The sequence below is a fragment of the Flavobacterium pedocola genome (genome assembly GCF_053764385.1).
This window is the reverse complement of sequence record NZ_JBSNCR010000004.1, coordinates 137,843-163,542: the sequence shown is the minus strand read 5'-3', so window position 1 is coordinate 163,542 and position 25,700 is coordinate 137,843. Positions and strand designations below refer to the sequence as shown.

General features: G+C 40.8%; 23 protein-coding genes. 3 read left to right on the top strand and 20 right to left on the bottom strand.

Annotated features, from left to right (window positions below):
• The 16 genes from ACWPKD_RS10615 to recR form a co-directional block, all read right to left on the bottom strand.
• Positions 1-603 (bottom strand): sugar transferase, encoded by a 603-nt coding sequence (locus ACWPKD_RS10615; protein ID WP_455412654.1) that lies wholly within the window; start codon positions 601-603, stop codon positions 1-3.
• Positions 596-1,750 (bottom strand): glycosyltransferase family 4 protein, encoded by a 1,155-nt coding sequence (locus ACWPKD_RS10610; RefSeq protein ID WP_455412653.1) that lies wholly within the window; start codon positions 1,748-1,750, stop codon positions 596-598. Before ACWPKD_RS10610 ends, ACWPKD_RS10615 begins: the two co-directional genes overlap by 8 nt.
• A gap of 1 nt (position 1,751) precedes the next feature.
• Positions 1,752-2,840, bottom strand: coding sequence for a hypothetical protein (locus ACWPKD_RS10605; protein WP_455412652.1), 1,089 nt, complete (start codon positions 2,838-2,840; stop codon positions 1,752-1,754).
• The gene (locus ACWPKD_RS10600; RefSeq protein WP_455412651.1) at positions 2,840-3,988 is read right to left on the bottom strand and encodes a hypothetical protein; all 1,149 of its coding nucleotides are present in this window, start codon (positions 3,986-3,988) and stop codon (positions 2,840-2,842) included. Before ACWPKD_RS10600 ends, ACWPKD_RS10605 begins: the two co-directional genes overlap by 1 nt.
• 43 nt (positions 3,989-4,031) lie before the next feature.
• On the bottom strand, positions 4,032-5,078 hold the full coding sequence (locus ACWPKD_RS10595; protein ID WP_455412650.1) for a glycosyltransferase family 4 protein: 1,047 nt from the start codon (positions 5,076-5,078) through the stop codon (positions 4,032-4,034).
• Entirely contained in the window at positions 5,075-6,271 is a 1,197-nt protein-coding gene (locus ACWPKD_RS10590; RefSeq protein ID WP_455412649.1) for a glycosyltransferase, read from the bottom strand. Before ACWPKD_RS10590 ends, ACWPKD_RS10595 begins: the two co-directional genes overlap by 4 nt.
• A gap of 83 nt (positions 6,272-6,354) precedes the next feature.
• On the bottom strand, positions 6,355-7,479 hold the full coding sequence (locus ACWPKD_RS10585) for a glycosyltransferase (protein WP_455412648.1): 1,125 nt from the start codon (positions 7,477-7,479) through the stop codon (positions 6,355-6,357).
• Positions 7,476-8,552: a glycosyltransferase gene (locus ACWPKD_RS10580; RefSeq protein ID WP_455412647.1), complete on the bottom strand. Its 1,077-nt coding sequence runs from the start codon at positions 8,550-8,552 to the stop codon at positions 7,476-7,478. The genes ACWPKD_RS10585 and ACWPKD_RS10580 overlap by 4 nt, the downstream gene beginning before the upstream one ends.
• The gene (locus ACWPKD_RS10575; protein ID WP_455412646.1) at positions 8,542-9,993 is read right to left on the bottom strand and encodes an MOP flippase family protein; all 1,452 of its coding nucleotides are present in this window, start codon (positions 9,991-9,993) and stop codon (positions 8,542-8,544) included. The genes ACWPKD_RS10580 and ACWPKD_RS10575 overlap by 11 nt, the downstream gene beginning before the upstream one ends.
• Positions 9,993-11,237, bottom strand: coding sequence for a hypothetical protein (locus ACWPKD_RS10570; RefSeq protein ID WP_455412645.1), 1,245 nt, complete (start codon positions 11,235-11,237; stop codon positions 9,993-9,995). Before ACWPKD_RS10570 ends, ACWPKD_RS10575 begins: the two co-directional genes overlap by 1 nt.
• Positions 11,238-11,259: 22 nt before the next feature.
• Positions 11,260-12,537: a nucleotide sugar dehydrogenase gene (locus ACWPKD_RS10565; RefSeq protein WP_455412644.1), complete on the bottom strand. Its 1,278-nt coding sequence runs from the start codon at positions 12,535-12,537 to the stop codon at positions 11,260-11,262.
• Positions 12,538-12,553: 16 nt separating this feature from the next.
• Complete coding sequence (locus tag ACWPKD_RS10560; RefSeq protein WP_455412643.1) at positions 12,554-13,942, bottom strand: UDP-glucose 6-dehydrogenase; 1,389 nt, start codon at positions 13,940-13,942, stop codon at positions 12,554-12,556.
• Between the two features lie 2 nt (positions 13,943-13,944).
• Positions 13,945-14,925 carry an SDR family oxidoreductase gene (locus ACWPKD_RS10555; RefSeq protein WP_455412642.1) on the bottom strand — a complete coding sequence of 327 codons (981 nt, stop codon included), beginning with the start codon at positions 14,923-14,925 and terminating at the stop codon, positions 13,945-13,947.
• Between the two features lie 81 nt (positions 14,926-15,006).
• The gene (locus tag ACWPKD_RS10550) at positions 15,007-17,466 is read right to left on the bottom strand and encodes a polysaccharide biosynthesis tyrosine autokinase (protein ID WP_455412641.1); all 2,460 of its coding nucleotides are present in this window, start codon (positions 17,464-17,466) and stop codon (positions 15,007-15,009) included.
• Positions 17,467-17,475: 9 nt separating this feature from the next.
• Entirely contained in the window at positions 17,476-18,273 is a 798-nt protein-coding gene (locus tag ACWPKD_RS10545) for a polysaccharide biosynthesis/export family protein (protein ID WP_455412640.1), read from the bottom strand.
• Positions 18,274-18,356: 83 nt separating this feature from the next.
• Positions 18,357-18,977 carry a recombination mediator RecR gene (recR, locus tag ACWPKD_RS10540; protein ID WP_455412639.1) on the bottom strand — a complete coding sequence of 207 codons (621 nt, stop codon included), beginning with the start codon at positions 18,975-18,977 and terminating at the stop codon, positions 18,357-18,359.
• Positions 18,978-19,060: 83 nt separating this feature from the next.
• On the opposite strand from recR, the gene ACWPKD_RS10535 reads away from it, so the two are divergent.
• Positions 19,061-20,557, top strand: coding sequence for a sodium:solute symporter (locus ACWPKD_RS10535; RefSeq protein WP_455412638.1), 1,497 nt, complete (start codon positions 19,061-19,063; stop codon positions 20,555-20,557).
• Here the strand turns inward: ACWPKD_RS10535 and ACWPKD_RS10530 are convergent.
• A complete protein-coding gene (locus ACWPKD_RS10530; protein WP_455412637.1) occupies positions 20,554-20,910 on the bottom strand; it encodes a CoA-binding protein in 357 nt (118 codons plus the stop codon). The genes ACWPKD_RS10535 and ACWPKD_RS10530 overlap by 4 nt on opposite strands.
• Positions 20,911-21,055: 145 nt before the next feature.
• On the opposite strand from ACWPKD_RS10530, the gene ACWPKD_RS10525 reads away from it, so the two are divergent.
• Positions 21,056-21,679 carry a MarC family protein gene (locus ACWPKD_RS10525; protein WP_455412636.1) on the top strand — a complete coding sequence of 208 codons (624 nt, stop codon included), beginning with the start codon at positions 21,056-21,058 and terminating at the stop codon, positions 21,677-21,679.
• A gap of 65 nt (positions 21,680-21,744) precedes the next feature.
• On the opposite strand, the gene ctlX is transcribed toward ACWPKD_RS10525, so the two are convergent.
• Complete coding sequence (gene ctlX / locus ACWPKD_RS10520; RefSeq protein ID WP_455412635.1) at positions 21,745-22,695, bottom strand: citrulline utilization hydrolase CtlX; 951 nt, start codon at positions 22,693-22,695, stop codon at positions 21,745-21,747.
• A 3-nt stretch (positions 22,696-22,698) separates the two neighbouring features.
• On the bottom strand, positions 22,699-23,652 hold the full coding sequence (locus ACWPKD_RS10515; RefSeq protein ID WP_455412634.1) for an arginase: 954 nt from the start codon (positions 23,650-23,652) through the stop codon (positions 22,699-22,701).
• 243 nt (positions 23,653-23,895) lie between these two features.
• Between ACWPKD_RS10515 and ACWPKD_RS10510 the strand changes: the two genes are divergently transcribed.
• Positions 23,896-24,354: a hypothetical protein gene (locus tag ACWPKD_RS10510; RefSeq protein ID WP_455412633.1), complete on the top strand. Its 459-nt coding sequence runs from the start codon at positions 23,896-23,898 to the stop codon at positions 24,352-24,354.
• 62 nt (positions 24,355-24,416) lie between these two features.
• Here ACWPKD_RS10510 and ACWPKD_RS10505 read toward each other — a convergent pair whose 3' ends face one another.
• Positions 24,417-25,700: a citrate synthase gene (locus ACWPKD_RS10505; protein ID WP_455412632.1), complete on the bottom strand. Its 1,284-nt coding sequence runs from the start codon at positions 25,698-25,700 to the stop codon at positions 24,417-24,419.

Below are 25,700 nucleotides of genomic sequence, written 5' to 3'. Positions count from 1 at the left end.
TCAGTTTCCTTTAAATGGTTCGGCGGTTGCAACGGCTTCACCTGAGATTCCTTCTCTTTTTACAACTTTCTGAATCGTTTTCAGCAGTATAAGGGTATCCAATTTTAGTGAAATATTGTTAACATACCAAATATCGTATTCAAATTTCTGTTCCCAACTGATGGCGTTTCTGCCATTCACCTGAGCCCATCCCGTAATTCCCGGACGGACATTATGCCTTTTTCGCTGTGAGTCATTATACAACGGAAGATACTCCACCAACAATGGCCTGGGACCAATCAGACTCATATCGCCTTTCATCACATTGATCAATTGCGGGATTTCATCCAAAGAAGTTTTTCTTACTAGTTTCCCGACAACGGTTAAACGGTCGGCATCCGGAAGAAGTTTGCCATCAGCATCCTTTTTGTCGTTCATGGTTTTAAACTTGATGATTTTGAAAAGCTGCTCGTCTTTTCCCGGGCGCCACTGACAAAAAAACGGCTTCCCGCTATTGGCAACAAAAAGCCCAGCGGTGACAAGCAAAAAAATCGGACTCAACACCAAAAGCCCCACTAAGGAGAACATCAGATCCAAAAATCGTTTACACCAGGCTTTATACATTGTCTTCCAATAGTTTATATTCCTTTAAAATCAAATCCCAAACCGTGGATTGCTGATACCGGCTCACTATCATCGTTCTTGCCTGTTGATGCATTGCATTGTACAACTGACTATCACCAAGCATCTTACCCATAGCTTCATATAATTCCGAAACCGATTTCGGCTTTACGATGATTCCGTTTTCGCCGGAAAGAATAATTTCATTACATCCGTTTATATCACTTACAATTGAGGGCAATCCCATCGCTCCGGCCTGCATCACCACATTTGGAAACCCTTCACGGTAACTTGGAAAAACCAGGCAATCGCTTACCGCAAAATAAGGACGGACATCTTTTTGAAAACCTACCGTGCGTATACTTTTCATAGTATTTATCAATTGTTCCGTTTCAGGTGACAGCGGATCCAATTCTTTCTCGGTTGGGCCTACCAACAGTAATTTCACGCTTTTATTTTCCTTGGAAAGTCGGGCAAAGGCTTTTATTAATTCGTTGATGCCTTTATCCGTCACGATCCGGCCTACAAAAAGGAATACGAAATCATTTGGTTCAATTCCTAATTCATGTTTGAGTTGTCTTTTAGCCTCTTCTCCAATCGCATCGGGATTGAAATACTTTACATCTATACCGTTGGAACTTCCCTGACCAATGACTTTCAATTTGTCCGGTCGGCAGAATTTTTCTTGCTCTATTATCGTCAACAAACCTTTTGAATTTGGATAAACCTTTGTCGCACAAGCATACGTTATCTTTTCCACTAATCCCAGAATTTTTCTTTTCAGCCCAGTGGTTTCCAGCAATGGCAGCCCGGCCACGGTATGCAATCTGTTCGGTACTCCGGCTAATTTTGCGGCTAACATCGCCACTATTCCGGCTTTTGGTGTATGGCTGTGTACAATAAACGGCTTTTCTTTTTTAAAAAACCAGTAGAGTTTCCAAACGGCTTTCAAATCCTGAAACGGCGTTATTTTTCGGGTCATTCCTAGCTCGAATGTTCGCACACCTTGCTCTTCCCCGAAGGCTTTCAATCGCTCTCCTTCTGATGAAACCGCGATTACTTCATAAAAACCATTCATAAAACGCAACTGATTCTCAAGTAATTTCTCAAGAGAAAGCGGAATCGTGGTGATGCGGATGAGTTTTTTCATTTTATCGGCTTACAATTTTGGTTTTGAACTGTGCAATGATCGAGCAAACAACAACCAGTACAAATGGCTGTATCATAATTTTTGTGCGCGCAAAAATACCAAACCCAGAATAACGCTGCACTATCAATACCCCCGAAATTATCGCAAAACACAGGATAATTTTAAAAAGCAACGGAAAATCAATCTTACGGTAATATACGACAACAATCAGTAACGCAATTATGTGTAAAAACAGTACCAAAAGGTTTTCAATCCCTACTGCCAAACCAAAAAGACCCGGCACTTCCTGCCAAAGCGGCCGGAAAAAAAAGGTAAATACTTTATAAGGATAGGAATACTCAATAATTGGCACATACGTCCCGGAATCTTTGAACGATAACAACGAATACTCATTAAAACGCTGGATCCGTTCCCAATCGAATCGTTTGATTTTCGAAAGCTGTAAAAACATGTAAAACAAGCCTGAAAACAACAATAAGGCAACAGCGGTTGACCAAATCTTTATTTTAACGCTCCATTTTCCGAAGAAAAGATAGCCGGTATAAATACTGAAAAACAACATTAAAGCGATATGCGGCCGTATGACAATCAGAAAAAACAAGGACAACCCCAAGGAAACCGATTTGAAATTTTCTTTTGACAATTGTAACAGTATTGTGGTAAGAAACAAGAAACACAGCGCCTCTTTACCGAGCATTGCCGTCCAGAAATGAAGATTCGGAAGCAATACCACCAAAGACAAAAAGTTGATTCCGAAAAAACTAAGCTTATCTTCAATACAAAAATTAAGCAACCGGTAAAACTGCACAATTCCCAAAAACCCGACACAACTGTAAATAAAAAATCCAGCCGAAATATCCCAGCCGAAATACGCAACCAAAGGATAATTCAGGAACTGTAAAAAGTGGGATCCGTAGTCAAAATAGAAAAACCAGTCTTGATGCTTTGCCTCTTGATGCTGCAGCCAATAAAACGAAGCGTCACCTCCATTTTCCTTAAAAAACCGATAGGTCAAAACGGTAAAAAGCATGTGGTAGCCAAATAAAAAGGCTAAGAAAAACCAATTACTTTTTTTACGTTGCGGCTCCATTACTTATGTTTCTGTAAAAGTTCTTTCTGATAGGAAAACGCCCAAAGGATAAAGATAAGCAATCCCGGGAGGAACATGTTCCGCATGCGGATCATAATACCAAGGTTACCAAGTGATTGTGAAAAGGCCAGGGTTCCGATAATCAGAAAAAAAACCAGTCCTTTGATCGCAAAAGGAGCGGCTTTGAAGATTTGTATCGGATTCGACCTGAAAATCCTGAACGATATGATCAATAAGACTAAATTCTCCAGTGAGGCAATCGCCGCAGGTATTCCGTTTATATCGAAAAATAACGGACGGTACAAAAACGTGAACACTTTCAACGGAAATGGGTACGAGGAAATATCGATACGGGATCCGGAACTGGCCCGACTGAGTAAATTGGCTTTCTTTTCTGAAAACTGTTCAAAACTGTCGATGGTCGTTTCCTCGATTTTGGCAAATTCCATAACAGAAGGCAGAATCGCGATGCCGACGCCAATCAAAACCAATGAAAACAACACGCGTTGTGTTCCGGACACTTTTGAACTCATCACATACGAAAGTCCAAAGGAGACTACTAAAAACAAGGTAATGTGTGGTCGGATAAAATAGGAAAGCCCCAAGGCAAACAAAAGCAAGGGCAAGCGCCTGCCGACGTTTAAAATACCGTAGACAAACATTCCGATACAGAGAAAAAGCAAGGTATCCTTTCCGACACCACAGCTCCAGAAGTGCAGGTTCGGCATAAAAAACACCAGCGGAAACAACTTATACCCGTTAAACTTGGAATTAAACGGCACGGTTTTATATGCCGTAACGTAAAAAAAAGTCAGTCCCATAAATCCCAGAAACGTATAAAACATCGTTCCTGATAAATACGACAAACCCAGGATCTTGGCCGGATAATAATTAAGGGCAAATAAAAAGTAGGTTCCTTTTTGTTCTACGATATATTCCTGAAAGTCTTCGATCGTCATTTCCTGAGCGACTTTCCAGTACCCGATGGCATCCCCCTGAACAAAGAAACAATAGTATATCCCGAAAATAATGTGGTACAGCCACAGCTTTTTCAGCGTTTCCGTGTTGGAATTCCCCAATTCCTTTTTAAAAACGGAAGCGAATCCAAAACCGGCCACCAGTATGATCAGAATAAAAATAATGTCCAAATTCCCTAAGTTTTAATTAATCGCGTAGAATTAAAAGTACAATTTAATCTTCTAATAGCGCTATGATTTTCTGAGAAGCTTTTTGCAGCGAAAACGCTTCCTCGACTTTCTTTCTTCCGTTTGCTCCCAATGTTTTTCTTGATGTGGCATCCAGCACTAGTTTTTCAAAAGCCTGATACCACTGCTCTTCCCTGTCGGCCAAAAAACCATTCTCCTGATGCACCACTTCACTGTTCATCCCTACCGGAGAAGCCACAACCGGTATACCGCAGCCCATATATTGTATCAGTTTATAGGCACATTTCCCTTGTTCCCAAGGCGAATTTTCAAGCGGCATGATACCTATATCGAATTGTTGAATCAAGTTTACTTCGGATGTTTCGCTCCAGTCCAGAAATTCAACTTTTGCTGGTCCCTTATAAGTTTCTTTCGCTCCAATCACCTGAAAAACAATTGAGTAGTTTGTAGATAATTTTTCAATTACCGGCAAAATTGTTTTCACATATTTATACGTGGAAGGCGAACCGATCCAACCGATTACAATTTCTTCATGATCCTGCTTTTGTTTCACTTCATATCGTGAAATATCAATAACCGTAGGCAAAACAACCACATTGACCGCACCGGATTGCAAAGCTCTTGATGCCAGATAACTGTTTCCGGCCACTACTGTCCCGGCGCATTTCATTACGGTATCGATTTTATGTTTCAAAAAGAAACGGATTGCCTTATTGGTGCTTAAATCATAATTATGAAAAATCGCATCGTCGTAATCCACAATATATTTAATCCCTAAAAAAGCAAGGATTCTTTCAAACAACGGCGGCAAATAAGGGAACAGTTCTTTCTCAATAACAACTTTATCATAGCGGAAAACCGTAAAAAACACAAAAAAGCGCTTCAGATACGCCAGCAAAACCGTCATTATAGATTTTTTACCGCTGTACAGATGCTCTAAATACGCGTCATTAAAAAGCGGACTTACCGAAACCGCAATCCCTTTCGCTTCCAAAAAAGGAAAATACTGGTAGCTTCTCAAACGGCTGCTGGCTCCTAATCGGCTGTATTTGGTAAAGTAGAGGACTTTCATAGTTTCTGAAAAGCATTTAGGTAACTCATCGCACTTCTTTCAAGGGAAAAATACTGCAAAGCGGCTGTTCGTATGGCTTGTTCTGCTCTTTTTTTATCCGATTGTAAAGCAAATAGCACCGCTTCTTCAACTGCCTTTTGATTCTCATGATCAAAAAGATAACAATCCGGTGTATTTTGCAGCAAGGTTTCCGTATCACCGATTCCTTTGGAGGCAATCGACGGAAGTCCCATGAGCAGGTATTCCCCTAATTTAATCGGCGCAACGCCCTGCATACTGAAAGTCGGTTGTCGAAGCGCAAAGGCGACATCGGCACAATTTAAATAGTTCGACACTTCCTGAAACGGTACTTTTTTGACTATAACATGTTTTTTTAAGGAAGACGGAATGCGTTCTTTTGCATAATCATCATTCCCGGACACGATCAAGAATTTGGAATTTTGCCTTTTACTGTGGAATTGTTCGAAAATCAGCATCATTTCCTCCCAACTGTATTGAGGCCCAAGAGAACCGCAGTACACAAAAACAAAATCATCCGGTTTTATGCCGATGGTCTCGCGAAACCCGACATCTGCGGAAGGCTTAAAAAAAGAAACATCCCTGCCATTATACACCACAGAGAATTTCTCCCTGTACCTTTCCCCTATTTCATCAAGATGAACTTCGATTGCTTTCTGCGAACGGGTAATAATTCCGTCGGCTTTTATTTTAAGTTTGATTTCTTCTTTTTTCAGCCAACGGTACTGCCCGCTTTTTTGGGACAGTCCTGCAAAATCTACCCGTTCTTCCAAAGGAAGCCCGTCGGCATCGAAAAGGATTTTGCAATTTTGAAGCTTGAGCCGGTTTACCATTACGGCCGGCATCGTACTTCTGGGCATAACTATGGAAATTTTGTTAGCCTTAATATAGTTGTCGATGAACTTCACGCCTTTAAGCAAGGTGTAAAAAGTTCCTAGTACACTATTTGGTTTTCTATGGATTTTAACCGGTGTGTATTTTATACCATAATGATTTGCAACCTCAGACACCTTTTCATTTTTGGACTGATCCGCCCAAGTGAACTGAATCACATGAAAATCCGCTGTATCGGTTTTGGAAACCTCCTTAAAAATGGGCATAAAAAGGCCTTCCATATAGCTGGTTTGTGGGCCGTCCCAGGTGATAAAAAGGATGTTATGGTGAACTGTATTCATGCGCTCGGAAATTCTGCTTCCGTAAAAGTATTGATTATTACTGGTATGATTTCAACCGATTTCGTTTAGTTTGAAGCTGTATTTCACAACCCCTTCTTCTTTAACAGCTTATCGTACAATTCCCCTACCTGTTGCACGTAACGTTCTTCTGTATAGTTTTCGATTGCCCGCTGAAACCCTTTTTCGCCCATTTGTTTCCGCAACGGAACCTCGTCACATAATTTTTTAAGTCGGTCTGCAATGGCATCTACATCGTATTTTTCCACCAGAAAACCGGTTCCTCCATCGACTACAATATATTGCATTCCGCCTACATTGGTCGCTACGATTGGAAGATGATGCAGCATGGCTTCGGCTAAAACCAACCCGAACGATTCGTGTGAAGATACTAAAGAAAACACATCAAAGAGTTCATAATATTTAGACACTTCGTTCTGATAACCGGCAAAAACAACTTTATCGCTGATGCCCAATTCCTCACTAAGGGCAATATAGTTCGGTTTTTCATTTCCTTCACCCACCAAAACAAGTCGTGCATCAGGATTTTGGGAAACCACAACGGCAAAAGCTTTAATCAAATCTGAGAAGCGTTTGTTCGCGTCACTGAGCATTCTTCCGACCGAACCGATGATAATATGGTTTTCGTTCAGGCCTAAATCTGTTCGTAATTTTTCAACTTCTTCCGGTGAAACCTTTTCCGGCAATGCTACGCCATTAGTAATCAGATGCACTTTGGATTTCCTGATTCTCAATTTTTCAAGAAGATAGGCTATAGTCGCGGGTGACACACCTACTACGGCATCCGACATGGTGCAAAAAGCTTTCATCAGCAAATTTCCTTTCCAGCTTCTGTTTTGCGGATCGGAGGTTTCTTCGGCGATAATGATGGGCACTTTCTTTGAAAAACCGTTGAGTACTGCCATGGTTACGCCTTCAAAAACCGCTCCGTGGATAATGTGCGGCTGAAAATCTTCAATGATAGCCTTTACTTTTTCATGGTGCTTGAAATCGAACGGCTGTTTTAAAATGCCTACTTCTATAACTTCGACACCCTGCGCCCTGATTTCGTCTGCGAAATTACCTTCTGTTTTGGTACAGATGATTTTGAGTTCAAACCTGGATTTGTCCAACAGTTTGGCCATCGACAACCGACGTCGTTCCACACCACCATAACCGATAGTTTCCACTATGTTCAACACTCGTATCATTGCAATTCCTGGTAAAAATTCTCTAGTGCTACCGCATATTTTTCCGGTGTGAAAGTATCTTTTACAAAAAGCCTTCCTTTTTCACCAATCTGATTTAATTCCTCAATCGGTTTGGCACAGATTTCGTTTAATTTCGTACTGAAAGCCGCTTCATCCTTAGGATCAAAAAGCCAGCCGGTTTCATTTTCGACCACAAATTCCGGAATCCCGCCTACATTTGAACACAGGCACGGCAATCCCAGCTGCATGGCTTCTACGGCTGCAATCCCGAAACCTTCGGACAACGACGGCAACACAAACAAATGGGCCACAGTTAAATACGCTCCGGGATCCGAAGAAAACCCGGTAATGGTTACCCTGTTTTGGAGGTTCAATTTATTTATGAGTTGTTCTAAAGAAGCTCTTTCGCGGCCGTCTCCTACCATGATGAGTCTTGCTTCTTTATTGTCTAATTCTGAAAACGCTTTTAGGAGCAATTGCTGGTTTTTTACTTTTTCCAATCGGCCTACGCATACAATAGTGAATTGTTCCGGTTTTTCATGTCCCTCAGCAACCAATTGGGAAACCGGATTGTACAAAACAAATGCTTTATCTTCCCTTACCTCATCAATTTCGATTAAAAATGCTTTTACCGCTTTCGACACACAAATTACTTTATTAGTCCATCGGTAAACAGCCCTGAAAATGAAGCGGGCTTTTTGGGAATGGTTAGGAAAACCTATTTCTTCCGCTACGACTGTTTTTACACCCGCAAGCCTTGCCGCGATTACAGCATGGAAATTTGCTTCGGCCGCTGCCGTATGAACAACATCGGGTTTGATTTTTCGGAACCATTTCCATAACAACCAGATATTCTTAAGATTGGAAATGCTGGGGTTTTGATTGAAAACCTGTACTTCAAAACCTCTTTCTCTGATTGTTTTTTCCGCAAAGCCTCCGTGGCCGATTGCCGAAAACACATAGTCGTTTTTCAACATGTCCTTACATTCCGTAAAAGACAAATACTGTTGTTCCTGCCCTCCGAAATCGAGCAAAGTAGTAACTCTGGCAATTTTAAGAGGCTTATTTTTCATTGTTACGGAACTTCGTGATTTTTGCTTTCAACTGGACAACCATTGGCTTCTCAAAAATAAAAACGAACAGTAAATATACCAAACTTCCCGCCATCACTTTAAGCACAAAAGCTAACAAAGGGTCAATATCCAATATATAATTGAGAAAAAGCAGTGTTAAAGCCATGACCATTAGTGAAATCAGAATGCCTTTTAATTGCTTAAGAACGTCCAGTACGGTTAAGTTTATCTGTTTTAAGGCGATGTGATAAACCGGCCAGGAAAGAAGGCTTCCTACGATAAGATACCCCAATGAAAGCCCGTAAATGCCATAACGCACGCAAACGGTAAAGGTTATGATCAAAATCAGATTCACGACAAGGGATATTCTAAAAGCAATATTCGCTTTGCCCAGGGAATTATAAATCAGGCCGTTTAGAGCGACGATAGACTGAACCGCACCTAAAAGACAAAGCAATGACAATACAGGAATCATTTTACTCCATTGTGCACCAAAAAACAGTAAAACGAATTCTTTGGAAACCAAAGACATTCCGACCATCGCAGGAAAAGTAATGGCCGCTATGTATTTAATCACCTCAAGATAAGCCGTTTGTATTTTAGCAACATCATCCTGAATTTTCGAAAAGGCCGGAAACAATACTCTGGAAATCACAGCCGTAACGTTTCGCATCGGAAGCATCATTAGTGAATAAGCTCGGGAATAAAGCCCTAAATCGGTACTACCCAATACTTTTCCAATGATGAAATTATCGTAGTTTCTGGACCAATAGTTAACCGTGGTGTCGCCTAAAACGTTCAAACCGAAACCGGACAACTCTTTGATCTTACTCCAATGAAAGACAAACTCCGGTCGCCATTTTGAAAAAAACCAACACAGCACACTGTTAACCAAGGCCGTGGCTAGTGTCATGCCCACCAAAGCCCAAACTCCGTAATCGTTATAAGCCAGATAGAAGGCCAAACCGTATCCAATAAGATTGGCTATCCAATTGTAAATTACTTTTCGCTTGAATTCCAGTTCACGGACCATTAAATTAGCCTGGACCGAAGAGAGGGAACTGATGATAAAAATGAGACAAATCACCCGGATCAAGAGGGTTAATTCAGGATGATCGTAAAACGTACTGATAAAGGGAGCTGCTAAAAAAAACAGGCCATACAGCAACATTCCGATAAACAGGTTCAGCCAAAAGACGGAAGAATAATGGTGCGTATCGGCATCTTTCTTCTGAATAAGTGCCACTCCAAATCCCATGTCGATAAAATGTATGGCAAAATTAGTGAAAACGGTTATCATGCCCACCACGCCAAAAATATCCGGCGATAATATCCTGGCCAGGTATATACTGAAAAGAATAAAAACAACCTGTGTTACAAACTGATCTGCAAAAGACCAAAACAGACTGCTTTTGACTTTATTTTTAATTTCTTTCGACATCAATTAAGAATTTCCGCCCAGGTTGCCGCTATTTCGTTTCGGAAGAAATAGGCCCGGATTACTGCTCGGTTCTGTTGGCATTTTTGTCTTTCCGAATCTAAGTTAGCCATAATAAAATTCAGTTTTTCCGGAAGTTCTTTAAAATCCTCAATCTCATGATAATGCAACCCTATTTTTCTGAAGGTTTTATACGGAAGCCAGGAACCGGTGATCACCACACTTCCGGCATATAACATTTCGGTCATCGTGGCGCTTAAGGCGTCAGAAACCGGCAAATGAATAAAGATATCTGTTGCCAGTCTTGAAAAAACAAGAGAATCGTCCACAAAAAAATCATCGGAAAGTGTAAAAGGAATTCCGGTTTTATTTAATTGCTGATGTAACAAATTAGTATAGGATTGCTTCTCTTCTTTAGAAATGCCGTAACCTAAATGCACCACAAGATGCAGTTTGTCTTTAAAGGAAACTTTTTCGAATCCTTCAAGTATGCTTAGATGATTGTTCTGCGGATTGGCGTTGTGCCCGATCTGTACATTGATTTTATCGTTTCCGTACTGAAAATCTTTTTTAAAAGCCTCAAGCGCCTCGGAATTCATGGGCTTCGAATCAATACCATCGAAAACCTTTTGATCGATCGGAAAAGTAATCACCACTACTTTATCCAACAGCTCGCGCCCGAATTTGGAAAGCAGAATTTCGCGCATCTCCAACGACTGACAGGTAATGACCGTTGCTTTACGCAGGGCTTTCCCAACAAAATAATGGTTAAAGGTATCGGAAGTACGCATCAGATCGGAACCCCAAAACGAACAGACGATTTTCTTTCCTTTAGGCACAAAAAACAATTCTCTGAGGTAACTGTATTGCAGATAATGAAAATGAAAAGTATCGTAGGTTTTGAAATTAGCATTGGTAAGAAAAAAAGCTTTCCCTTTTACACTTTCCACAAAAAAATGCGCCGCTTTTTTAAGCTTCAGTTCGAAAACAAGTATGAAAAAAAAAGTCTGATAAAAATGTTTTGAAACCAATACGGAAAAGAAGGCCTGAACAAAAGAAACCAGCGAACGATGTTGCTTAAGTCCTTCGTTGTTGTACATCCAATCATTAACACTCGATTTATCGGACAGTTCATGATACTTCGGAACCGAAACCATAAGATCCGGATAGGCTTTCTTTAAAGTGCCATATAAAAAAGACAGGAAATTATTCTGTTCTACTCCTAAAACCAGCACTTTTTTTTGCATAAGCAATCCCTTTTTAAGGTTATTATAGTTTAGCGTCTGCTTTTTCCCCTAAAATTCCTTTTACATCAAACAACAAACTGTTGTCTTTTCTCAAGGCTGCGAAATCCATGTCCAAGAACTCTTTGTGGGCAACGCCTAAAACGATAGCATCGAACTTTTCGTTTGGAATTTCAGTAACCGTATTCATTCCGTATTCGTGCATTACTTCTTCCGGATTAGCCCAAGGATCGTAAACTGTCACCGCAGTTTCATAATCTTTCAGCGCATTGACTACGTCAACCACTTTAGTATTTCGCACATCCGGACAGTTCTCCTTGAAAGTAATTCCAAGCATTAAAATTTTAGAACCGTTCACCTTGATGCTCTTTTTGATCATAAGTTTCACCACCTGAGACGCCACATATTCACCCATACTGTCATTCAGACGACGTCCTGCCAATATGATTTCAGGATGATAGCCATGCTCCTGTGCTTTCTGTGCCAAATAATAAGGATCAACACCAATACAATGTCCGCCTACTAAACCCGGTCGGAAAGGAAGAAAATTCCATTTCGTTCCAGCGGCTTCCAAAACCGCGTGGGTATCAATATCCAGTATGTTGAAAATTTTCGCCAATTCGTTTACGAAAGCAATATTGATGTCCCGTTGTGAGTTTTCGATAACTTTGGCAGCTTCGGCAACTTTTATGGTTGGTGCCAGATGGGTGCCGGCTGTGATCACACTTTTGTACAAAGCATCCACTTTCTGACCGATTTCAGGTGTGGAACCTGAAGTCACTTTTAGGATTTTCTCAACCGTATGCTCTTTATCGCCCGGATTGATTCGTTCCGGTGAATACCCGGCAAAGAAATCCACGTTGAATTTCAAGCCCGAAACTTTCTCAAGCACCGGGATGCATTCTTCTTCCGTAACTCCGGGATAAACCGTTGATTCGTAAATTACGATATCACCTTTCTTCAACACTTTACCAACCGTTTCGCTTGATTTATACAAAGGTGTCAAATCGGGCCTATTGTGTTTATCCACAGGGGTAGGAACCGTTACCACATAGTAATTACACTCTTTTATATCATCAAGATTATAAGAACAGAAAAGCCCATTTCCTTCACTTTGATGTGCTACCAAAACGGAACGCAACACATCATTGTCTACCTCTAATGTTGCATCGATACCTTTGTTCAGCTCTGCTATTCTTTCTTTGTTGATATCAAAACCAACTACCGAATACTTAGTCGCGAACAAACGTGCCAAGGGCAAGCCTACATATCCTAATCCTATTACTGCGATTTTAATCCCCATATTTCAATACGGTTGCTTATGAGCCGATAGCCTGATAAACAAATCCTATTTTTTCAAGTTTATTTTTATCCAATAAATTTCTTCCGTCGAAAACAAATGCCGGTTTCAGCATACCGTCATAAATTCTCTGCCAATCATACGTTTTGAATTCATCCCATTCCGTTAATACGGCGATAGCATGAGCTCCTTCACATGTTTTATACGGATCCGTAATTACCGTAACACGTGCTTTGTTTTCAGATTCCTGACGGGTTTCCAGATAATTCAAATCAAAATAAATCTGTTCCGCTTCTACCTTAGGATCATACACTGAAACATTTGCCTGCTCGCTCAATAGATCATCGGCTACATAAATGGCTGCAGATTCCCGGGTATCGTTGGTGTCTTTTTTGAAAGCCCAGCCCAAAAAGGCAATTTTTTTCTCGGAAACCGTATTGTATAACGTCTTAATAATATTTTTAGCAAAACGACGCTTTTGATGGTCGTTCATAATAATAACCTGCTCCCAATAATCGGCCACTTCATTCAATCCGTAGGATTTTGCGATATAAACCAGGTTCAGGATGTCTTTTTGGAAACATGATCCTCCAAAACCAACAGAAGATTTTAAAAATTTAGCTCCAATTCGGCTGTCCATTCCAATCGCTCTGGCTACTTCGCCAACATCTGCTCCTGTTTTTTCGCAAAGTTCAGACATCGCGTTAATAGAGGATACTCTTTGTGCTAAAAAGGCATTTGCCGTTAACTTAGACAATTCCGAAGACCATACGTTGGTGGTTAAGATTCGCTCTTTGGGAACCCAATTTGCATAAATATCCACCAAAGACTGTATCGCTTTCTGACCTTCCGGTGTGCTGTCTCCGCCTATCAGAACTCTGTCCGGTGAAAACAAATCTTCAACCGCGGTCCCTTCCGCTAAAAATTCAGGATTGGAAAGAATCTGAAAGTTCACCCCGTTTCCGGTATGATCCAAAATATCTTTGATGGCACTGGCTGTACGTACCGGTAAAGTCGATTTTTCAACAACGATTTTATCCGTTTTCGCTACTCGGGCAATCTGACGGGCACAAAGCTCAATATACTTTAAATCGGCCGCCATGCCTTTACCTACACCATAAGTTTTGGTCGGGGTATTTACGGAGATGAAGATCATGTCGGCTTCCTCAATGGCTTTGTCTACTTCAGTGGAAAAAAACAGGTTTCTACCTCTTGCTTCTCCCACAACTGCTCCAAGTCCGGGTTCGTAAACCGGGATATTTTCCAGATTGGCATCATTCCAGGCGGCTATTCTCTTTTCATTCAGATCCACTACAACCACCTTGATATCAGGACATTTTTGGGCAATCACTGCCATGGTCGGACCTCCAACATATCCTGCGCCTATACAACAAATATTTTTTATCATATTTACTTTAAATTTTCCCAATACCATTTCACGGCTTCTTTCAGTCCTTGTGAAATTGAAAATTGCGGATTATAATTCAATAACTCTTTTGCTTTTTCAACACTTGCCAGGGAATGCGGGATATCCCCAACCCTGTTTGCCCCGTGTATACTTTCTATATTTTTGATTTCAGAATCATATTCCGAAAGGTATTCTTTAAGATACCCCACCAATTGGTTTAAAGTGGTGCGATCTCCATATGCGGTATTGTATACCGTATTAAGAGCCTTGGCATTTTGCGTTGTCATGGCTTCTTCATTCATATGGATAACATTATCGATATAAGTGAAATCCCTGGAATAGTTACCGTCACCGTTTATTACCGGGCTTTCATGGCGCATCAACTGCATCACGAATTTCGGAATCACAGCCGCATACGCCCCGTTGGGATTCTGCTTGCGTCCGAAAACATTAAAATAACGCAAACCGATCGTTTCCATTCCGTAAGTCTTACTGAAAACATCGGCATATAATTCGTTTACGTATTTTGTTATGGCATACGGTGATAACGGTTTCCCAATAACTTCTTCTACTTTAGGAAGCGACTCGGAATCGCCATAAGTGGAAGAACTCGCCGCATAGACAAAACGTTTTATACCCACTTCTTTTGAAGCATACAACATGTTCAGAAAACCGCTCACATTGACCTCATTGGAGGTAATAGGATCCTGAATGGAACGCGGCACAGAGCCTAAAGCGGCCTGATGCAACACATACTCTATTCCTTCAAGGGCTTTTAAACACGTCTGATAATCCCTAATATCGCCTTCAATCAATTTAAAGTTGGTATGATCCACCAGGTGTTCAATATTATGTCTGAAACCGGTCGAAAAATTATCCAGACAGGTTACATGATGCCCTTTGTTTAAAAAGTATTCACATAAATTGGAACCGATAAAACCAGCCCCTCCCGTTATTAAGATTTTATATTCGCCGTTTGCCATTTTTGCAGATTTTGGTGCAAAGTTACGCTAATTTTACTAATGCTGTAATGGTTGATCTGTAAGAAAAAAGTTTTGTCTCCGTTACTTTCTAAAAATGAAGCCTTTTACTTTTTCCATAAAGGTTTTGGGTTTTTCCACTTCAAGATAACCACTGCCGTAAGCACCATAACCGTAACCGTAACCATAGCCATAACCATAGCCGTAACCGTATTTCGCTCTGCTTTCAAAGCCGTTAAGGATGATACTGATGTTGTGAAGTTCACCTCGTTTGTGCTTTTCATTTACAATGGACAACATGCCTTTTTTAGTGAAATTCTGGCGTGCCACATATAAAGTCGCATCACAATATTGTGTCAACTCAAGCGCATCGGCTACCAAACCAACCGGAGGTGTGTCCAGAACGATATAATCATACTTGAGTTTAAGCTCTTCAATCATTTCCCGCATGCTATCCCCTAAGATTAACTCGGAAGGATTTGGAGGAATGGGCCCCGAAGTGATTACATCCAGGTGTGGTATGTGCGTAGGCTGGATAATTTCATCTATGGTTTTCTGTCCGATAAGGTAATTTACCGCTCCGATATTGTTCTCAATTTTGAAATCGCCAAAAATTCTCGGTTTTCTCAAATCCAGTCCGACGATTACGGTTTTCTTCTCACTTAAGGCAAAAACTGTCGCCATATTGATGGAACAGAATGTTTTTCCTTCTCCCCCAACAGAAGATGTAAGCATCAGAATCTTAGTGGTATCTCCTTTTTGCTTCTTATACAGATATTGTAACGAGGAACGGATTGCCCTGAACGATTCGGCCAAAGGTGATTTAGGTTTTTCAAAAACAGAAAGGTTGTTTTCCGTATTTTTCTTCCCGACAATCCCGATTATAGGAATCTTGGTCAGTTTCTCGATATCATCGGTGGTGTGGATACTGTTGTCCAGTAAAGTGATCACAAAAACAACTATCAAAGGGACTAATATCCCTAAAAACAACGCCAGGATATAATTCACGCTTGTTTTCGGCCCTAAAAGTCCGCCGCCGACATCTTTTGCAGAATCCACAAACTCAATGTCTGAAACGTTAGCCGCTTTTACAATGTTCGCTTCACTTCTTTTTTGAAGAAAAGTATTGTAGATGCTTTCCCCTAAATCATATTTACGGGTGATTTTAAGCAGGTCCTGCTGGTCTTCCGGTAATTTTTTAATGGAACTTTCCGCTTCCCCGATGTTTCGGCTCACCAAAGACAAGTCGTACTGCAAAGCACCTTTTGCTGTATTGATGTTCTCCAGCAAAACACGTTTTACCGCATCCATTTCATTGTCGAATTCCTTAAAAATCTTTTCGCTTTTTACGGAATAAGCCAACTGGGAACGTTGCGTGGAAAGCCCGATCAACTTGGAAACGTTGTTAATAATATTCGGATCCTCAATACCGGCTACCGTTGGTGCAGGCAATTTGGAATAATCGTTACTGTTTCTTAAATAGCCCGCCAAAGAATTGTAGTAGGCCATTTTTCTCATAATAGCGTCACGCTCGGCATCAAAACCGGTTAAGCGTTCTGATATTTTATCGCCACCGGCCTCCAATTCAAAAACATTTCGGTCGCGTCTGAAATCCTTCAGTTCCTTTTCTGTGTCTTTCAGCTGCCCCTCCATGGCCAGTAACGTACTGTCAATGAATCGTATGGTATTGATGGCAAACTGGTTTTTACCATCCAACTGTTTCTTTTTAAGTACCTGAACTGTAGTATTCAGATAATCCACCAAACGGGCTTTGTTGGTCCCCTGAAGGGCAATCCTGATGATGGAACCCGCTTTGGTATCGGCATCCACATCAATCGCTTTATATTTTGCAACGGTCCCGTCAAAACTGTTAAAACGAATAAGGTATTCATTTCCTTTATAAAATCCTGAATCCGGATGAATGAAAAGCCTCATGTTCAGGAATGGCAAATCCACACGGTCCCCGACTTTGTATTTTTTCACAAATTCACCGGCCTGCACATTGCTCTTCTCTACCTCATTTAAAGCATAAACAAAGGTATTCACCGAAGTGCTTTCAAAAGCAATTTTCAGCTGGTACTCGGATTCGGACAAGAATTTAATCTGAATCGGGATGTTCGCCAATTGCCCCCTTGATTTGTCGATTTCCACATAAAAAGGAACTTCACCATACACATCAACCAGATTATACTCCCCCTGTTTCAGATAATCGATATAATAACTCAACCGGTCTACAACCAGCTCATTATGGGAACGGGAACGGAATTCTGTAATTACGGTCTGAACTTTGTCAGACACACCGCCCCAGTTGAACACCAAACTCGTGTTGGAGGTAAAAAACGGGTTGTTCTCGTCTTTCACCACGATGGAGGCATCCATACCGAAAATTTTTTCTTTACGGATATTAACCTGATAAGCAATGGTAAAAGTTATGATCAGCGAAACGATAAACCATTTCCAATAGCTCAGTATTTTAACAAAAAAGCCTTTAAAATCAAAGCTGTTCTGATTTTCAAAAAAGTTAAAATCTTTGACGTCTAACATGCTTTTGTTTTATAGATTTCTAAGTAACAGATAAGTTGTGGTAACTAATGACAATGCCGTAATGATAGTCGCCACGGACTGTGTTCCTGTAGTACCGGTTCCCCACGATTTTTGTTTCAGCGGTTTGATATAGATGTAATCGTTCGGCTGAATAAAATAATAAGGAGACTTCATGGCTTTGGAATCGGTCAGGTCGATAGTATGTGTTTCCGTACCGTACGGATATTGTCTGATAATGGTCACTTCTTTCCTGTTTCCGGTCATCGTGATATCCCCGGCGTTGGCAATAGCTTCCATGATGGTTGCCTTATCCTGATACAATGTTTTGGTACCGGGGCTTGCAATTTCACCGTTTACCGTATAACGCAAACCGGCCAGTTTAACGGTTACGAAAATATTGGCTTCTTTTCTAAAATATTCTTCCAGAAGTTGTTTTTCCACTTTCTGTCTGATTTCATCCAGCGTAAATCCTAAAACGTTTACTTCCCCTAAAACAGGAATTCGGATGTTTCCGTGATCGTCTACAGAGAACCCGTTGAAATACAATCCTTGTTCTGACTGTGTCTGTTGTACGTTACCGCCTTCCGAAGGGTTAAACATTTCCACCAATTTCTGATCCAGGGCTTTGATTTTGATGTTCAAAATGTCGTTTACCTGAACTTTATAAGGCTTATTCATAACAGGGTTTACTGAAACTGATAAACTATCCTGTGACTTATTCTGAAGATAGACCAAATCCCGGTTTGGAATACAGGAAACACTGGTCACACCTATCAATATCAATAAAAGAAAAATAACTTTCCGCATTCTCATTTTTTTAGAAAAAACAAATATAGTTCTTCAATTTATATTTTTAAACTTTTCGGCGATAATATCCCAAAAAGTAACACTTACATGTTGTTCAGCGAATTCTCAAACGGAATCCGCTGCATAAGGCTTCTGCCTAAAGTAACTTCGTCAGCATATTCCAGCTCATCACCAATGGCTATTCCTCTGGCAATGGCCGAAGTAACCACATTACAATCTTTGATTTGTTTGTAAATATAGAAGTTAGTAGTATCGCCTTCCATGGTGGAACTTAACGCAAAAATCACTTCTTTAACCGCTCCGGACTTTACTTTTTCCACCAATGTCACAATGTTGAGCTGACTTGGCCCAACACCGTCAATCGGGGAAATTTTTCCGCCTAAAACATGGTACAGCCCTTTAAAAATTCCGGTGTTTTCCAAGGCCATCACATCGCGGATATCTTCCACCACACAAATCACCGAAGTATCTCTGGAAGGATTTGCACAGATCTCACAAATGTCGGTATCTGAAATATTATGACAACTTTTACAGAATTTCACATCTTCCCGCAGTTGCAAAAGCGCTTCACTAAGCAGCTGCGTCTGTTCTTTAGGCTGTTTCAGCAGATGCAACACCAGTCGTAAAGCTGTCCGTTTTCCTATGCCGGGCAACTGCGATATTTCGTTAACCGCTTTTTCTAAAAGTTTCGATGAAAATTCCATGCCACAAAAGTAGTTATTTGAAAATTATCCGATTTGAAATTATGAAGATTATTTATGTAAATTGGCATCCTAAAATATTCGCAATGAGTTCAACGACCATACTGATCATTATTATCATTTACTTCGGACTACTTATCCTGATTTCCAACATCGTAAGCAAGAAAGACCATAGTAACGATACGTTTTTCAAAGCCAATAAAAACTCGAAATGGTACTTGGTGGCGTTCGGAATGATCGGTACGGCGCTCTCAGGGGTAACCTTCATATCCGTTCCCGGTGAGGTTGGCAATCCTGATTTGCAGTTCAAATATTTTCAGTTCATACTCGGAAACGCCATCGGATTTATCATCATTGCGAAAGTCCTGCTTCCGTTGTATTACCGCATGAACCTGACTTCGATTTACGGTTATATTGAACAACGACTGGGAACCATCAGTTATAAAACTTCAGCAATTATCTTCCTGATCAGCAGAACGATCGGCTCGTCTTTTCGTCTGTATTTGGTGGTTATCGTATTGCAGCGTTATGTATTTGACGATTTCAAAGTTCCTTTTGCAGCCACTTCGCTTATTTCATTAGGTCTGATCTTCGCATACACCTATCGCGGAGGACTTAAAACCATTATTATTACAGATACTTTACAGACATTTTTCCTGGTTTCCTCCGTTTTCCTGACCATTATTTTCGTTTGTCAGAGTTTGGATTTCGGTGCAGTTGAAGCTTTTGAGGCAGTAAAAAACAGTCAGTATTCCAAAATATTTTTCTATGAGGATTATCTGGCCGGCAATTATGTCGTAAAACAGATTTTGGGCGGAATCTTCGTAACCATCGCCATGGTAGGTTTGGATCAGGATTTAATGCAGAAAAACCTTAGCTGTAAAAACATCGGGGAAGCTCAGAAAAACATGTTCACCTTTACCGGTATCTTCGTGTTGATCAATATTTTCTTTTTAAGTGTCGGCGCCCTTTTATATATGTATGCCGAAAAGAACGGCATCAGTATTCCGATGGTGGACGGCGTTGCCCGAACCGATTATCTTTTCCCGGAAATTGCTTTCAAACATTTAAGCATAGTACCGGCCGTGATTTTCCTTTTAGGATTGACTGCTGCTACTTTTGCCACAACCGATAGTGCTTTAACTGCCTTAACCACTTCCTTCTGTGTAGACTTCCTGGGCATGGACAAAGGTGAAAATGCTAACAATTTACAGACAGTAAAAACAAGACACATGGTGCATCTTGCTTTTTCGTTTTTAATGTTTTTGGTGATTTTGGTCTTCAACTCCCTTAACGACAAATCCGTGGTTACCATGATTTTCACGGTTGCCGGTTATACTTACGGGCCGCTTTTAGGCTTATACGGTTTTGGATTATTTGTTAAGTCGAAAACGGTAAACGACAAACTGGTTCCTCTGATTTGTATCCTTTCGCCATTGGTAACGTACTTCATCAATTCCCACTCCAAAGAATGGTTTGGCGGCTATGCCTTTTCCTTCGAACTGATTATCGTAAACGGATTGATTACAGCATTGGGATTGTTCTTAATCAGCAAACCTGCCACAGGACAAACCCGTTTTTAAAACTGATTAGTACTGAGCAAAACCAAAGTACAAGCCGTTTCAAAAGGAATGTTATTTTTAAACAGTACCTGGAAAAATTCCGGATTTTCGGTTCCGGGGTTAAAAATGACGCGCTCGGGTTTTAAGCCTACGACATACTCATAATATTCTTGCTGCCTGAGCGGATTTAGGTAGATGGTTACCGTATGAACATCTTGGAATGGCTGTTTTTCAGTTTCTATGACAACGTTTTCGATCTGCCCTTTATGCCCGCCAATAGCCACCACTTCGTGATTGTGACGCAATAAACTGTTCACTGCCAGAAAAGAATAGCGTTCCTGATGGTCTGAAGCTCCGATTACCAGTGTTTTCATGTGGAATAATTTTCAATAAAGTTACTGTTTTTATCCATTTTTTCCTATTTTAGTAAAAACAAGACCGCAGCCGATAAGATAATCTTTCCTTAAATTTCAGTTTACCCTTGTCCGTCAGTCTAAAATTAATTTTGCAATAAAAACCATGGAATTATTCGTTTACATTTTTGCCGCCCTATTTTCCGTATTGAATCCGCTTGGAGCCATTCCGATTTACGTAGGTTTAACCGAACACGATTCGAAATCCGAACGTTTCAGAACCTCGTTATGGACCGCGATTAACGTTTTCATCATTTTGATCATTTCCTTTTTTGTGGGGGAATATGTGATTAAGTTTTTCGGGATCAGTCTTGATGCGCTTCGTATCGCAGGCGGATTGGTGATTGCCAGTTCGGGTTTTGCTTTGTTAAGCGGAAAATTCAGCAAGAAAAGAGGTGTGAACAAAAAAGTGACCAGTGATGCCCAGACCCGTAACGACATTGCGCTAACCCCGTTAGCCATGCCGATTCTTGCCGGACCGGGTTCCATTTCCTTATTGATTGCTTTCTATCAGGACTATCCGGATTATATGGACAAAGGGATTATCTGTTTATCAATATTGGCAGTGGCTTTTGCCATTTTCATCATCTTGAGAAGCGGTCATTACCTTTCCAAATTACTGGGCGCTTCCGGAATTGTAGCGATTTCGAGAATTATCGGATTCTTTGTAATTGCCATCGGAGTCCAGTACATCAGCAGTGCAATGGTAAATATTTTTAAAGCGATATAAAACTAAAAAGACCTCAATTTGAGGTCTTTTTTTATTCTGTATTCTATTCTCTTTTATCTATTTCCTTACTCCTCATCATCCTCCTGAAGCGGTAAAAAAACTTCCGCCATCATACAGCGGGCGCTTCCGCCTCCGTAAGTTTCAATGGTAGTCAAATCAGCAGTTATGATTTCTCCGTGCTTTTCCAAAACTTTCAACTGCGCCGGTGTAAAGCTTTGTTGGGCAGCTGTACTCATCACGATAATTCTTTTATCGTCTTCTCCTCGTAACTGAAGAATATTCCCGGCAAAACCATTCACCTGCTCTTCTGTGATGATAATGATTTCTTTTCCGTCGGAACGAAGACAATCCAAAACCATTTTGCGCTCTTTGGCATCATCTATGGCATCGACACAAATCACCGCAAATTTTTCTCCTACGGACAACATTACATTCGTGTGATAAATCGGCATGCGTTCGCCATTCACGGTCTGAAAAGCATCGAAAATCACCGGATCCATTTCGAAATCTTCACAGAATTCAATCATCAGTTCTTCATCGGAACGTGGAGACACGCAGCAATAGGCTTTTCCGTTTTCACGATCCAAGACTAAACTTCCGGTACCTTCCAAAAACACCCCGTCGTTTTCCGCAGCGGAATAATCCACTAACTGTTCGATATAAAAACCGTTTTCTTCCAAAAGATCCAAAAGGTCGTCACGGCGCTCCAAACGTCTGTTTTCGGCAAACATCGGATATAAAGTAACATCGGCACTTTCGTGGAAAGAAATCCAGTTGTTAGGAAAGATGCTGTCCGGCGTATCAGGGGTTGATGTATCGTTTACCACTATTACGTTCACTCCAGCTTCTTCCAGTTTCAGCACTAAATGGTCGAATTCATTCTGTGCTTTTGCATTAATGGTCGCCGGCAAAAGTCCGTCGCCACTCTTTTGGTAATAATTATTAACGGCAGTCTGTTCGTTTCTTCGAAAAGCTACCGGTCGAATCATTACCACTGTATTGGTTGTTTGTCGCATAATTTACTTTTTTAAGGCTTCCGTAATCGATTCGATAATTCCCAAAGTCACTTCAGCCATGACATTGATTTTCTCATCCAGACAAGGGTTCACTTCCACCACTTCAATGCAAACAGTTTTGTCATTTTTAGCCATATGAAGCAAAATCTCCTTTGCTTCTTCCGGAGAAAGCCCGTTTTCAACAGGGGTTCCGGTTCCGTGGGAAGTCATCTCGGGATCCATCGAATCCACATCGAAAGACACATAAATGATATCACAATGGCTTAACTGCTGCTCGATTTCCGCCATCATGGCCGCTACGCCTTTGCTTCTCACTTCAGCAACTTCGTAGTTTTTGATCGATAATCGGTTTAAAACCGCATCTTCCTGCTCTTCGGTATCCCTTACTGCGATGAAGACTAAATCTTCCGGAGCCACTTTTGGGGTAATCCCGCCCATTCCTTTCAGTTGGTTCCAAAAAGCCACGGTTTCGGAATCAACATCGTTTATCTTACATTCAAGATTATCGATATTCAGAGCCGTAGCCAAAGGCATTCCGTGCATATTTCCGGAAGGTGTTGTAAATGGAGTGTGAATATCCGCATGGGCATCGATCCAGACCACACCAAGACGTTTGTCCGGATAGGCTGATTTTATCCCGGCTATAGTTCCTCCTGCTGAACCGTGATCCGCTGCCAAAACAATCGGAAAGGAATCTCCTTTTATAATATTGGACACCGTATCGTTCAGTACCGCATACACTTCCGCCAAACCATCAATCCGTTTAGCAAACTGATAACGCGTCGGATGGTCCAGTAATTCATTTTTATTCTTTAGTTTTTCAACCTTGTTTTCACCAAAAATATAGCTCCCTTTTTTTCGGGCGGCCGTCATAATGGAGTCCGGGCCTAAAGAGGAGCCCCGTGTACCGGCTGTAATTTCAGATTTGTTTATTAGAAAAGTAATCTCCCTATTCATAAAAGTCTTTGTTCAACCCTAAAATACTGAAAAATCACAGCATCTTGAAAATTCGTTATTTTCGGGCTTTTGACAAAGATAAAAAAAGGGCTCTGATAAAAGAAAGAGTTCGTTAAAAATAAGTTAACACCTTTTCAATTCACACTAAATCAACAAATTGAAAACAGCAAACCATCACGAGTTTCTCTTCCTATAAGGTATTTCCTAAGTTATTTTTAAGTATATTTGATAAAAAAAGAAATTATGGGACTATCAAGTTTTTTTAATTCGCTTTTCGGAAAAGCTAAAAAAAGCACCGATAACATGAGCGAAAATGTTTCCAACATGGCGGATACCGCTGTGGATAAAGTTGAATCGTTTGCCAAAGAAGCCTCCGAAAAGGTTAACGAAATGGCAGACAAAGCAGAACAAAAATTAGAAGAATTAGGCGTAAAAGATTCTTTGAACAATTTAGTGGATTCTGCAAAAGAAAAAGCTTCTCAGGCTGCTGACTGGGTAGAAGAAAAAGCTCATGAAGCCAGCGAAGCCATCTCAGGTGTGGTAGACAGCGTTGAAAATAAAGTTGAAGAGGTTACTGCAAGTCATACTGAAGAAGCAAAACCGGAAGAAAAGCCAGAGGAACAGAAAGCGGAAGAAGCAAAACCGGAAGAAGCAACACAATCCGAGGAAGGAAATTCCGAAGAGGAAAAACCAGCTCAATAAAAAATCATTTAAAATAAAAAGTCCCGATTGCTCGGGACTTTTTTTATTGCTTTTGAATCTGATTATCTCTCGTTCATTGGTTTAAACGGACGCAAAGGCGCTCCAACATATACCTGACGCGGACGTCCGATTGGCTCCTTGTTCACGCGCATTTCTTTCCATTGTGCGATCCATCCCGGCAAACGACCGATGGCGAACAACACAGTAAACATATCCGTTGGAATTCCTAATGCACGGTAAATGATTCCGGAATAGAAATCTACGTTAGGATATAAGTTTCTTGATTTGAAGTATTCGTCTTGTAAAGCCGCTTCTTCTAATTGTTTCGCAATATTTAAGATTGGATCGTTTACACCTAATTCTGCCAATACTTCATCAGCAGCTTTTTTGATGATTTTTGCTCTTGGATCGAAGTTTTTATAAACACGGTGACCAAAGCCCATCAAACGGAAATCATCGTTTTTATCTTTTGCTCTTGCTAATGCTTTTTCCGCATCACCACCGTCTTTCTGGATTTCTTCCAACATTTCCAATACTGCCTGGTTAGCCCCTCCGTGAAGTGGTCCCCAAAGTGCAGAAACTCCTGCTGAAATAGACGCAAACAAACCTGCGTGAGAAGAACCTACCATTCTTACCGTAGAAGTAGAACAGTTTTGTTCGTGATCGGCGTGAAGGATGAACAATTTATCCAACGCACTCACCACCACAGGGTTGATTTTGTAAGGCCCGGTTGGCAATTCAAACATTAAACGCAAAAAGTTATCCACATAACCTTTAGTGTTATCGTAATAGTTTAACGGATAACCCATACATTTTCTGTACGTCCAGGTTGCAATCACCAGGAATTTACCCATGGTTTTGCAGATCGCCTCATACATTTCCTTTTCGTTCTCCACATTCACCACTTTAGGGTTGAATGCCGTTAACGCACTGGTTAAGGACGATAAAACACCCATCGGGTGTGCCGTTTTAGGGAATCCGTCGATGATGTTTTTCATCTCCTCGTTCACCAAAGTATATCTGCGGATATCGGTCTCAAACTGCTCTAACTGTTTTGCAGTTGGCAATTCCCCGAAAATCACTAAATACGATACTTCTAAAAAATTTGCTTTTTCTGCTAAGTCTTCGATGGAATAACCTCTGTAGCGAAGAATTCCTTCTTCACCGTCAAGGAAAGTGATTTCACTTTGACAAGATCCTGAATTTTTATACCCTGGGTCTAAGGTAATTGCACCGGTAGCAGCACGTAGCTTCTCAATATCGATAGCAACCTCTTTCTCACTTCCCACGATAATTGGAAACTCATATTTGTTGCCATCAATTTCTAATATTGCAGTTTTCGACAT